This window comes from Chitinivibrionales bacterium, assembly GCA_035516255.1.
Taxonomy (GTDB): domain Bacteria; phylum Fibrobacterota; class Chitinivibrionia; order Chitinivibrionales; family FEN-1185; genus FEN-1185.
Genome location: DATJAL010000016.1, coordinates 23,389 through 36,089, shown reverse-complemented (window position 1 = coordinate 36,089; position 12,701 = coordinate 23,389). Strand labels below are relative to the sequence as shown.

Here is a 12,701-nt window from a genome sequence, read left to right as displayed (position 1 = left end):
CCGCCCTTTCCGTCATCGATTTCTGGTATAGGTGCCCACCAGCTCTCCCTGCGCGAGAACATGCCCCTTGATGGCCTTGAGGATATCCTTCTTGGTCTTTTCCGCAGGAAGGTTGAGCATGATGTCAAGGGCATACATCTTGAAGAAATAACGGTGCGTGCCGCCTGGAGGGCAGGGCCCGCCGTACCCGATCTTGCGGAAATCGGTGGTGCCCTGTTTGCCGCCGCAGGCAAGGATGTCGCCGTGCGGTACGGCTTCGGGAAGGGAATCAACCGTGGGAGGGATGTCGTAGCACACCCAGTGCACCCAGTCGCCGGCGGGCGCGTCCGGATCGTCGCAGATGAGCGCAATACTCTTCACGTTTTTCGGGACATTGCTCCATGAAAGCGGCGGCGAAACGTCCTCGCCGTCGCAGGTGTATTTCCGGGGGATGGGCTGCATTGAACCGAACGCCGTGCTCGTCACCGTGATGGACATGGTACCTCCCTTTGGGCCGCAGAATGCGGCGATGCAAAAAAGTAAAAGACCCGCTACCGAATGATGCATTTTCATGAATGCCTCCTTTCAATGAAAACCAATATACAAGGGAATAACAGAAAACAAAAGCCCTTTTGGGGAGCGGCCAAAAGGGCTTTCACAACGATGTGCGCTGCTTTGGCTATTTTTTCCGTCTCCCGTTCCTGCTCGGCGTTTCGCCGCGGATGATGCGGTACACCTGTGAAACCGACATCCTGAATTTCTTGGCCAGCCTGGTGCCGGCGATGCCCGACTTGTAGGCCTTTGAGATGTCCTGGTTGCGCTCGCAGTGCTTGTCTTCCAAAGGGCAGATGTCGTATTTGTTCCGCAGCTGGTGCACGGCCTGGCGCGTGATGCCGAATAGGTTGCCGATCGCATCGTCGGTCTTGTATTTGGCCTGCAGTTTGATCAATTGCTGCTTGCTTATCCTTGCCATAAGAACTCCCCTTAGAAACACGATTATGTCACAACGGAATGGGCGATTTGATTAATAAGAATATAGATATGTGGAAATCCGCCTGCAAGAAATTTTTGAACGTTCCCTTTGTCAAAAGCTCGACGGTCTATTTAGTCCCTTGCTGCGGCCGGGCGCAGTCCATGATGCCATCTATTTCCCCTTTTGTAAGCGAGATCTTGAGGGTGACGGTATACCCTTTCTTCTTTGCGTTCGTCTGTTTCACCGTGACCGGGTTGGCCACCCGGCCCACGCAGACGAGCAGGGTGTCCTCCGACAGGGAGCCGTCGTCGACCCGAGGCATGAGCTGGTCCGCGACTTTTTTTATCGCCGCCTGCCTGGCCGCGTCGCGCGCATCGAGCAGCGACGGGCGGCCGGCCGTGGCCGTTGCCGAAACCGTAGTGAGGTGCGAAATTTTTCGCGGCGCCGGGTTTCCAGCGCTGTCCGCAAAGTCCCATGTCCTGTTTTCGTGGAGCACGATGTTCTTGTCGCCGTACACGTTCACGGTGATGTCGCCGGCAAGCCCCGTTCCGCCGCCCTTGATGTCCCACGTGTAGTTGTCGTGGAGGATAAGCGTGCGGCCGTCGGAAAGGGTCACGGATTCGTCTTCGCCGGCGCGGCAGGGAAGGAAAATGCAAACGAGACAAAATAGGGTGAAGGTCATGATGGATTTCATAGGTGCCCTTTCAATCGGGATGCCGCGAGATACCGGGCGGCTTTGAAAATATAGGTTGAAACGCCCGATTGACGCAATGCGGAGTTATGTTATGACCTCGTGATGACAAAAAAGCATGAAATGACGCCGATGTCATTCCCGCTTTCGCGGGAGTGACATGTCCCTAGAAGCAATCACTGTAACATTGCGGTTCAACTAAACGTTGTTTAATTGAAAACAAAATTAAGGAAGAATGCCGACATTTTCAAGGAGGTACCTATGTTTGCAAGCCACGGCCAGACCGACCTGCAGGAAAGCCACGAAATGCAGGTTGACCTCAAACCCTTTATCAATTTTCTCGTGGTGCTTATTCCAGTGCTTATGCTTTCGGCGGAGTTCTCAAAAATCGCGGTGGTGACGTTCACCAACAGCCATGGCGGTGCAAACACCGATTCGATATCAAAAAGGCCGCAACCGGAAAAAAACGATATCGGGCTCACCGTTTTTATTTCAGAGTCCACCCTGACCATCGGCTCGAACAACGGGTTTCTGCCGAGCCTTTACTACAAGGAATTCCATTCCTTTGCCGCAAAGGGCGACAGAAGCAAGGTAACGATGGAGGAGGTCAGTCCCGCCGATTTTAGGACACCGCATGACAAGGATGCAAAGCAATACCAGAAACAGGAGATACTGCTGTATGCAAAAAATCACAGCACAAACGAGGTCGTCAAATCACTGTACTTGAAAAACGGGAATATCTTGCTTGTCAATAATGAGATCAAACCCGTCTCTTCAGCCAGTTTGAATGACGCCGTTTATCTTCTGGAGAATTCACTGAGAAGGGCGCCGGCCGATATCGCGGGGCTCTATGAGATGCGGCCGCTTTCCGCATACGACGAGCTCAAATGCGGGCTGATGAAAATCAGGAATGCGTATAAAGACAAGCCCGGGTGCGAGGACATCATCATCGCCGCGACCAACAGGGTGGTGTACGACAAGATCATCCAGATCATGGACGTGGCACGGGAGACGGGGTTTGTGAATGTGAGTATTGCGAAGGTGAGAGGGTGAGAAGAATTGTGGATTGTGGATTGCGGATTGATAAATCAGAACCAGCAGAATGCCTTCTGCCGATATAGTATGTTCTTCTTCCGCCGGGTAAGCTGGGCTTATCACATAAGGAACGCTAGCCACCCGGGTCTCCGCACACCACAAGACTCCGGCGCCAAAGAGGGGGTGTGGGTGCGGATCGCCACCGCCATCTTGGTTTCTTTTTTGACAAGAAGGCGGCGGAAGCCGCACCCCAGGGGGAGACGTCCCCCACCAGAATTATTTTACATTACATTATCTTGTTTCCCAGCCTTGCCCATCGTATAATAATTACACTTATAGTTTTTCCAGCCAGAAACGGCAACAATCTCACAAGGATTATACTATGGAAACGCAGGAACTGCTGAAATTCCTCCAGGAAAAAGTCGAATTGTTCAAGGGCTTTCCCGAAGAGCGGCTCAGGGAGCTGATCGACGGCTCGCGGCTCAGCACGTTCGAGGGAAACGAGGCGGTCATCGAGTTCGGTGAGGAGGGAAGGTTTCTCGGCGTGCTCCTTTCGGGCACGGCCGAGGCCGCGGTCACCGACAACACCGGCCGCAAGGTGCAGCTCTCGAAGATGGAGGCGGGCGACATTTTCGGCGAGATCTCCCTGATGACCGGCAACCAGACGCTTGCCAACGTCATCGGCATCACGCGCTGCGAGGCGCTTCTCATTCCGCAACAGCTTTTTTCCACGGCGCTCATCACCTATCCGCCCGCCATACGCTACCTTTCGCGGGAGCTGAGCGAGCGCATGGCACAGTGGGCCACGGTGCACAACCTGGCGGCCGAGGCGCTGCAGAAAAGCGACGACCCGTACGGCCTCAAGCTTTCGACCGACACGCCGTCAAAATTACTGGTTGTCAATTGCGGCTCGTCGTCGCTCAAGTACTCGCTGTTCGACACGGCGAACGAGGCGCGAGTGGTGCGCGGGGCAATCGAGCGGATCGGCGACGAGGGGGCGAAACACACCTGCCGCGTGGCGGACAAGGAAGTGTCGGTGGCCGCACCGAAACCGGGCGGCCATAAGGAGGCGTTTCTCGCCATGATGGACGCGCTTTCATCAAAGGCGGTCGGCGCCATGGAAAGCGCCGCCGACATCACGGCAGTCGGCCACCGCGTGGTGCACGGCGGCGACAAACTCACCACACCGGTTGTCATTACGAAGGAAGTAATTGCCGCCATCGAGGAGGCCGCGACGCTCGCGCCTCTACACAACCCGGTGAACCTCGTGGGCATACGCGAGGCCATGAACCTGTTTCCGCACGTGCCGCACGTGGCCGTGTTCGACACCGGGTTCCACCACACGCTGCCGCCGTACGCCTACATGTACGGCCTGCCCTACGAACTTTACAAAGAGAAAAAAATCCGGCGGTACGGGTTCCACGGCACGTCGCATTTGTACGTGTCGCTCAAGGCAGCGGAGTTCCTCAAGCGGTCGTTCAACGGGCTCGAAATCATCTCATGCCATCTCGGCAACGGCGCGTCGCTGGCCGCGGTGGACCACGGCCGGTCCGTGGACACCACCATGGGGTTCACCCCCACGCAGGGGCTCATCATGGGAACGCGCAGCGGCGACCTTGACCCGGGCATCCTCATCCACCTGATGCGCACCGAGCACATGGAGGCCGACGAACTGGAAAAGCTCATCAACAACAAGAGCGGCTTCTTGGGAATGTCGGGCATCACCAATGACATGCGGGAAATCGAGAAGGCCGCGCAGCAGGGACATCACCGCGCGCTGCTTGCCTACAAGACGTTCTGCTACCAGATCCGCAAGTACATCGGCGCGTACGTGGCGGCCATGCAGGGGCTCGACGCGCTCATCTTCACCGGCGGCATCGGGCAGGGGAGCGCGGGCGTGCGCAGCCTCGCGTGCCAGGGCCTGGCGCACATGGGCATAGACCTTGACGAAAAGAAAAACAGGAGCGCCGACGGGTTCAAGGAGATTTCCGACATATCAACCGACGGCTCGGCCGTGCGCATCCTGGTGGTGCCGACCGACGAGGAGCGCATGATCGCGCGCGAGACCGTCCGCGCCGTGTCGTCGGGCTACATCGGCGACATCATCCAGACGCAGAAAAACACGCCGGTGCCCATCGAGGTGTCGGCGCATCACGTGCATTTGTCAGTCGAGCACGTCGCGGCGCTGTTCGGCGCCGGCCACAGCCTCACGCCCGAGCACGAACTGTCGCAACCCGGCCAGTTCGCGTGCAGGGAGAGCGTGAACCTCGTGGGGCCCAAGGGCCGCGTTGAGCGCGTGCGCGTGCTCGGGCCCGAGCGCAAGGAGACCCAGGTGGAGATCGCCATGACCGAGCAGTTCAAGCTCGGCATCCACCCGCCCATCCGCGAGTCGGGCGACCTGGAGAACACGCCCGGCATCACCATCGAGGGGCCGGCCGGCCCGATCACCATCCCGAGAGGCGTGATCTGCGCGCTGCGCCATATCCACATGTCAACCGAGGACGCGCTCAAGTTCGGGCTGCGCGACAAGTTCAAGGTGCGCGTGCGCGTCGAGGGCGACCGCGAGCTCATTTTCGGCGACGTGCTCATAAGAGTTAATCCACAGTTTAGATTGGCAATGCACATTGACACCGATGAGGCGAACGCGGCAAATATTGCGACCGGAGCAATCGGGCATATTGAGGCGGTACAAACAAGAGATTAATAATTTTGATGTAAGAGAAGATAATAAAAAAGAGTTGGGCGTTCCCCCTTGTAGAGGCGCACAGCCGTGCGACTCTACAAGGGGTCGGTCTCCCTACGGGCTCGGCCATTCGGCCTCGTTGCCGCACTGCCACGATGGCCCTTCGGGCCGTGGTCAGGCGGCAATGCGCTCCGGCGCACCCTGCGGTCCACCTAACGCGGCGGCGGATCCCGGTGTATCAATATACTGTGGTTGCGCCGATCGGGCTTTTAGCGCAGAAAAAGTTATGTTAACTGTGTGGCCTGGGGCTCTGGCCCAGGTTCGCAATAATTGGGGAATTTTACTTGCAGATTTGTGGATAAGCCGAGAACCTAAAATGAAAAAATCCCTGTCTGAAAATTTTGCAGAACGATATCGGTTTGATTTGAGCATAGCCATTCTGATCGTGGCAAACCTACTCCCTGTCTTTGGCGTGCTGTTTCTGAAATGGGATGTCTTTTCAATTGTCGCCCTGTATTGGATAGAAAATCTGGTAATCGGTTTTTATAACATTTTGATGATCATCCTTGCCGCCCCACTTAAAACCAAAAATAAACCTGTGAAGATTTTCGATTTGCTAATTTTTATAATCCATTACGGGGCATATACTGGGGCTCAAGGTTTTTTTATATTATTTGTAGTAAAGGGCCTCAATGGAATAGAAGCTGCGTCTCTCATGGGGACCGCATGGCCGGCATTTCTGGCGCCCATACAGTCGATTTACAATGTTGACCTGTACATGTGGAAGATACTGCCGTTTCAAATTAAGCTAACAGTGCTTGCTCTTCTTGTCAGCCACGGAGTATCGTTTATCCAGCATTACCTTGTTGGCAGGGAATACAAAAAGGCGACTTCCGTAAACTTGATGTTCAGGCCATATTCCATGGTGCTTATGATGCAGATGGTCGTTTTGTTCGGCTTTTTCCTTTTTACTTTAAGCTCGATGGCATCTTATTCACCCGCCGCTCTGGCGATTGTTCTTGTGCTGGTAAAAACGATAATTGATGGATTGAAACACGCAAGGATTAATCCAAAAATGGGTAGTTGACCTTCGCAGTCATTCTGTAAGTATTCCGCGAAATCCCGTGTGCAACGCAACCATTGCGGTACATCCCCCTCCGCCTCCGGCGGTTTCCCCCTTGATAAGGGGGAAAGAAAAATGCCGGATTTGACTTGATGCTGCGCGTTAGGGGCGACTGGAGGCCGCGCTGGAGCGCGGTGCTGCCCGGCGCCCCGCGGAGCGGCCTCGCGCCGTGGCAGCCCGAGCCGAAGGCGAGACCGGAAGGAGAACCGACCCCGCCTCGCCCGAAGGTGCGAGGCGGGGGAATGCCCATTTCTACTATGTTTTGTTAAGTATGATTTGACAATATTAATTACTGGACAAAACGAAATCATCAAATTATAATTATGTCAACGGCCGCGGAATGGGGCGGGTGGCGCCGCGGCAGGGAAAAATCTCCCGGTGTCAAGAAGTCTCGCTTGTCAGCGCTCTCCATCTTCGAATTTTCAGGACGCAGATACGCTTAAAGGGGAAATTATGGAAAAAAAGGTTTTATCGTCCCTGTTTCTGATTTTCGCGGTCGTTCTCCAGGCCCGCGCCCAGGCCATCATAACGCAGCAGCCGCAGTCCGACACCGTTCAAGTGGGTCAACCGGCGTCATTCACCGTCGGCGTGGCGGCGGGCGGGCCCTACCTGTATCAATGGTACAAGAACGGCGCGCTCATCACTGGGCCGGGAACCGGAGCCGCCACCTACACCATCAGGGCCGCGGCCCTGACCGATGCCGCCGCCTATTTCGTGATCGTTTCAAAGTTTACCGGTGGCCCGGGCGGATTCAGGATTCAGCGGGACACGTCGGCTATTGCCAATCTGGTGGTGGTGCAAAGTCCTTCGATCACGGTCCAGCCCGTCTCCCAGACCATGTATCTCGGAGGGTCGGTGGTGTTCACGGTATCGGCCACCGGCTCGCCGCTCTCGTACCAGTGGCAGAAAGACGGGACCGATATTCCAGGAGCCACGAGTTCCGCTTTGGCAATCGATAACATTGGATACGGCAGCCCAGGAAGTTACACGGTCATTGTCAGCAACGCCGCGGGCAGTGTCACTTCCAACAAGGCGACCCTCACCGTTGTGGGAATCGTTTTCCAGAACGATCTCAGGGACACATCTGTCAATGCGGGCAGTTCCATCACACTTTCGGTCACCGCCTGGGGCGCGGCGCCGATGACCTATCAATGGCAGCGCTTCATCGCTGGTTTTCCAGGCGGTCCCGCCGCATGGAGAAACATTGCCGGAGCGACCTTGTCAAGCTACACGGTGACGGCTGCCGCTCTCGCCGATACGGGAATGTACCGAGTGATTGCCGCAAACGCTTATGCCAGGGATACATCAAGCACCGGCCGCCTGACTGTGATCGGACAAAAACCGACGATAACTCAGCAGCCCGTTTCAATATCGGCCGCGGTAGGCACGATGGCCCAGTTTTCCGTGGCGGCCAGCGGCACGGCGCCGCTGGCGTATCAATGGTATAAAAACGGCGCAAGGATACGCGGGGCAGTTTCCCCTTTGTATACCATAGCTTCAGTGCAGCTTGCAGATTCAGGGTATTATAGCGTGACAGTCACCAACGGTTTCGGCAGGGATTCGTCAGCAGCCGCCGTCCTGAGGGTGGGACAAAAGCCGAACATCACGACCGATCCGCTGTCGGTTGCGGTCGTGCAGGGCAACCCGGCGATGTTTACCGCCACGGTAAGCGGCAGCGCCCCGATCACCTTCCAATGGCAGCGCAACAGAGCGGACATCGCCGGCGCCACAAACCTCTATTATATCATTACGTCGGCGCAGACAAGCGATTCAGGCGCGGCTTTCAGGCTGATCGCCACCAATCCCTTTGGTAAAGACACCTCGGCGGAGGCCGTTTTGTATGTAACAGGCAATCCCGCACAGCAGAAGCCAGTGATTGTCCAGCAGCCATCTCCTTTGACCGTTTTGGTTGGTCAGACCGCGACATTCATCGTTACGGCGAGCACCGGCGGGGGCATGATTTCTTTTCAATGGCAAAAAAACGGGGTGAACATTGCAGGCGCGGACACGACGGGCTACACGATCCCCGCGGCGGCGCTGAGCGATTCCGGAAATTACACGGTCGTGGTTTCGAACAGCGCGGGCTCGGTTGCCTCGAACCCCGCTCATTTAACCGTGGTACAGCGGCCACTCATCACCAGCCAGCCGTCCTCGCGGACCGCGATGGTCGGCGATACCGTGTTATTTTCCGTGACCGCCGGCGGCACAGGGCTTCTTACTTATCAATGGCAGAAAAACGGGGCCGTCATTGCAGGCGCAACAAGTCCTACCTATCTGAAGGCCGGCGTCGCCTTGGGTGACTCGGGGAACTACCGCGTCATTGTCTCGAACAACTGGGGCAGCGACACATCGCAGGCCGCGTTCCTGACGGTAAAGCCGAAGCCCGTTTCGGGAAGTAAACCTGTCATAACGACGCAGCCTGCCTCGCAGGCGGTGGTGGTGGGGGCAAGGGCGGCGTTTTCGGTGACGGCAACCAGTAGCGACACTCTCATATATCAATGGCAGAAAAACGGCGCACCCATAGCCGGGGCGAACGCCTCGAGCTATGCCATTGGGTCCGCATCGCCGACCGATTCCGGCCGGTATCGCGTGATCGTGTCAAACAGGTACGGTGCGGATACCTCCCTTCAGGCATCACTGACGGTATTCATACGGCCGCAGATCACTATTGACCCGGCGTCCAGAACGGTGCAGGTGGGCGATTCTGTTTCATTCACCGTCGTGGCCATCGGAACGGGACCTCTGTCCTATGCATGGCAGAAATTCGGATTGACGCTCGGCGGCGCCACTGCCGCACATTATCTCATCGCCCCGGTGGCGATGTACGATTCCGGGTTCTACCGCGCCATCGTGTCGAACCAGTGGGGAAGCGATACGTCGGTTGCGGCGAAGCTGACCGTGGTGCCGTCATCCGGTTCAGGCACACCACCCGTCATCACCGCGCAGCCGTCGCCCGATACCGCCGTAACGGGAATAGCGGCATCCTTCTCGGTAATTGCATCGGGTGCGGCACCGCTGTCATACCAATGGCAGAAGAACGGAGTCTCTCTTGTTAACGCAACCAGCGCATTTTTTTCCCTTGCCGCGGTGTCCGCGGCCGATTCCGGCGTGTACCGGGCCATTGTTTCGAATGGCTACGGTGCCGACACCTCCCGCGGCGCGCCCCTGGTCATCGTTGACAAACCGGTCATCACCAGGCAGCCGTCTTCCGTCACGGCGATCGTCGGCGACTCGGTGATTTTTACGGTTGCCGCAAAAGGCACCACCCCGCTTTCGTATCAGTGGCAGAAGAACGGATTACCTATTCCCGGCGCGACGAACGCGATGTACAGGATTCCCGCCGCGGCGCTCTCGGATTCGGGCGTCTTTCGGGCCGCTGTTTCGAATAATTGGGGCAGCGACAGTTCCAGTGCGGCAAGACTGTCGGTCCTGCCGAAATCCTCGGTAGGCAACCTGCCCATCATCACGGTGAATCCCGCTTCAATAACCGTTCAGGCCGGGGACACGGCTTCCTTCTCGGTAAGCGTTCTCAGCGCCGACCCGGTAACGTATCAATGGCAGAAAAACGGGCTTGCCCTTGTCGGCGATTCCCTGCGAAATCTCGTCATTCCAACGGCAACCGGCGCCGATTCGGGCCTTTACCGCGTGATCGCGTCCAACCGATACGGCGCAGACACCTCCGAGGCGGCCACGTTGACTGTTGAGAATGGCACAGTGACCATTGTCAAGCCCAAGATCGTCCTCCAGCCGGTATCGAACACGGCCGCCAGGCTCGGCGACACCGTTGTCTTCAAAGTGTCGGCGACCGGCACACGGCCGCTTGCGTATCGGTGGATCAAAAACGGCGCGACCCTTTCAGGCGCGGCGGATTCCGTCTATACGATCAAGGGTGTCGCGTACGGCGACACGGGAAGCTACCGGGTCATCGTCACGAATTCGGCGGGCAGCGACACTTCGGCGGCTGCACGATGCGCCCTCGCGAGCGCGCCCTCCCTCGGACGGCAGGCCGGGATCAATGCCTACTGGTCTGAGAATCCAGTCTCATCCAGCAGGGGCGCGACGCTCACCTATCAGGTGCCTGATTCAGGAGAAGTGTCGCTGCATATTCTTGATCTTATCGGCGACCTCGTGGTCCAACTTGTTCCGAAAAACACCAGAGTGGTTCCCGGCTCGTTTTCCGTGGTTTGGAGAGGCGTGAATTCCGCAAACAGGTTCGCAGGCGCGGGAGCGTACGTTTATGTTTTCTATTTTAAGAACGGCGCAACCGGCAAGGTGACCGTCATCCGCAAACCCGTCTTCCTGGTGAAATAAGAGGAGGCGAAAAATATGAGACTTGGAAAATCATTCATGATGAAAGCCGGACTTTCGCTCGCCGCGGCCTGCGCAGCCCTTGTCCATGCTTCCCAGGTCGATCTCATGATCGGTTCCCGCGGCTACGGCCTGGGCGGCGCGTACGTGGCGATCGCCGACGATCCCAGCGCCGGGTATTGGAACCCCGCAGGGCTGTCGTACCAGGCGAACGTTTCGCTCATGGAATCGAACTGGATCTTCCAGGACGTCACTAATCTGAACACAAACTATCTTTCGGCGGTCGTGCCGCTGCGGAATGTGGGGGTATTAAGCGCGGGCTGGCTGTTGACAAGCATGAAACTGGAGCAGGGCTGGGACAGTGTCGCCAATGCGCCGGCCAGCACGACCCACGCAAGCGAGGGGACCATCTCTTTAAGCTACGGCCGTCAGATATGCGGGCATTTTTTGATCTTCGAACAGCCGAGCATCGGCCTCACCGTCAACCGGTTCTACTACAGCGCCTCCGACTACGGCGGCAGCGGCCTGGGCCTCGACGTCGGCCTGCTTACCCGCCTTCCCTTTGGCTTCAGCCTCGGCCTCATGGCCCGCAATATCGCTGCCGACGTAAAAGAAGAAAACGTCGATCCCGAATTCCGCCTGGGCGCCGGATATACCGGAATCATCAACGGCATGCACCGGATAATCGTCGATGTCGACGGAGAGTACAAATTGAACCGCGACTACGACCAGTCATTGGGCGTGACCAGCAACCTTAAAATGTTTTGCGGCCTCGAATATACGCTGCTGTACAAGCAATTCGAATTCGCGGTGCGCTGCGGCGGCAACGGCATGCTCTACAATTCGCTGAACGCGTATGGACTTGCCTTTGGCGCCGGGGTCACGTTCAACGGTTATTCGTTCCAATACGCCTATAAGGGGGCCTCAAATTCCGATTTATCAACTGGCAGCGAGCACCGCCTGTCGCTGGTGATAAATCTGAGCGACTTTTTTTCAAAGGCGAGGGCCGCTTCCGACAAAGTTCCTCCGGTCGTCACGCTGAACGGCGACAGCGTGGTGACCATAAGCACCCGTGCCGGCTCTTTCACCGACCCTGGCGCAATCGCGCACGACGACGTCGGAGGCAACCTCACCAAGTCCATCATCGTGAGCGGCCAGGTGAATACGACCGTTCCCGGAACGTATTACGTCACCTATGCCGCGACCGATGCGGCCGGCAACAGCGCGTCGGTGGTCCGGCGGGTGAACGTCGAAGCGGCCGATACGGTCGCGCCGGTCATAACGCTCCGCGGCGACAGCGCGGTCACGGTGGCACGAGGCGAGCAATATGTTGAGATGGGCGCAACGGCCATTGACAATAGAGACGGAAAGTTGACAAACATAACAACGAGCGGGGCGGTTGACGCGAAAACGGTGGGCACCTACACCATTGCCTATTCCGCGGCGGACAAGGCCGGTAACGTCGCCACAAAGGTCAGAACGGTCCGGGTGATCCCGTGGCTGTTCAAACACTTCAATGTTCCGTCTCAGCAGCCACTTGCCACCGTCGATACGACCTTTGCCAGGATAACCGTGGCGGGCCTGGGGCCCGATCTCTCCAAAGTGGCAAGTCTTAAAATGAAATGGAAGCTTGACGTTCGGAAATTGGATGCCTTCGATTTCAACCTCAGGACCATGGAAGGCAAGGGAAAAAAGGCGCGTCCGGCCAAGCTTAAAGAAAAATTCATTCAGAATTTTGACCGGAGCGAACCGACGCTGGTGCTGAAAGAAACCGGCATCGAGAATTTTGACGGTGAATACTACGCGGTGAAAAGCGACAGCGGGTTCGTTCTTATACGGACCGACGGCAACAGTGCCATCGTGTTCAAGCCGTGACGACTATTATTGATAAATAAGAATATTGAGAGCG

General features: G+C 57.0%; 8 protein-coding genes. 5 read left to right on the top strand and 3 right to left on the bottom strand.

What is annotated here, in order from left to right; all coding sequences use genetic code 11:
• Positions 1-12: 12 nt before the first annotated feature.
• The 3 genes from VLX68_05230 to VLX68_05220 all read right to left on the bottom strand — a co-directional run bounded on the left by VLX68_05230 (position 13) and on the right by VLX68_05220 (position 1,646).
• Positions 13-552 (bottom strand): YbhB/YbcL family Raf kinase inhibitor-like protein, encoded by a 540-nt coding sequence (locus tag VLX68_05230; protein ID HUI91635.1) that lies wholly within the window; start codon positions 550-552, stop codon positions 13-15.
• Between the two features lie 106 nt (positions 553-658).
• Positions 659-952 carry a hypothetical protein gene (locus VLX68_05225; GenBank protein ID HUI91634.1) on the bottom strand — a complete coding sequence of 98 codons (294 nt, stop codon included), beginning with the start codon at positions 950-952 and terminating at the stop codon, positions 659-661.
• A 127-nt stretch (positions 953-1,079) separates the two neighbouring features.
• Positions 1,080-1,646, bottom strand: a complete 567-nt coding sequence (locus VLX68_05220; GenBank protein ID HUI91633.1) for a hypothetical protein — start codon at positions 1,644-1,646, stop codon at positions 1,080-1,082.
• A 258-nt stretch (positions 1,647-1,904) separates the two neighbouring features.
• Here VLX68_05220 and VLX68_05215 point away from each other — a divergent pair, with 258 nt between their 5' ends.
• The 5 genes from VLX68_05215 to VLX68_05195 all read left to right on the top strand — a co-directional run bounded on the left by VLX68_05215 (position 1,905) and on the right by VLX68_05195 (position 12,667).
• On the top strand, positions 1,905-2,696 hold the full coding sequence (locus VLX68_05215) for a hypothetical protein (protein ID HUI91632.1): 792 nt from the start codon (positions 1,905-1,907) through the stop codon (positions 2,694-2,696).
• A gap of 364 nt (positions 2,697-3,060) precedes the next feature.
• A complete protein-coding gene (locus VLX68_05210) occupies positions 3,061-5,382 on the top strand; it encodes an acetate/propionate family kinase (GenBank protein HUI91631.1) in 2,322 nt (773 codons plus the stop codon).
• A 163-nt stretch (positions 5,383-5,545) separates the two neighbouring features.
• Entirely contained in the window at positions 5,546-6,448 is a 903-nt protein-coding gene (locus VLX68_05205; GenBank protein HUI91630.1) for a DUF6498-containing protein, read from the top strand.
• Positions 6,449-6,937: 489 nt separating this feature from the next.
• On the top strand, positions 6,938-10,795 hold the full coding sequence (locus VLX68_05200; GenBank protein ID HUI91629.1) for an immunoglobulin domain-containing protein: 3,858 nt from the start codon (positions 6,938-6,940) through the stop codon (positions 10,793-10,795).
• 15 nt (positions 10,796-10,810) lie between these two features.
• Entirely contained in the window at positions 10,811-12,667 is a 1,857-nt protein-coding gene (locus VLX68_05195) for a PorV/PorQ family protein (protein HUI91628.1), read from the top strand.
• Positions 12,668-12,701: the final 34 nt, after the last annotated feature.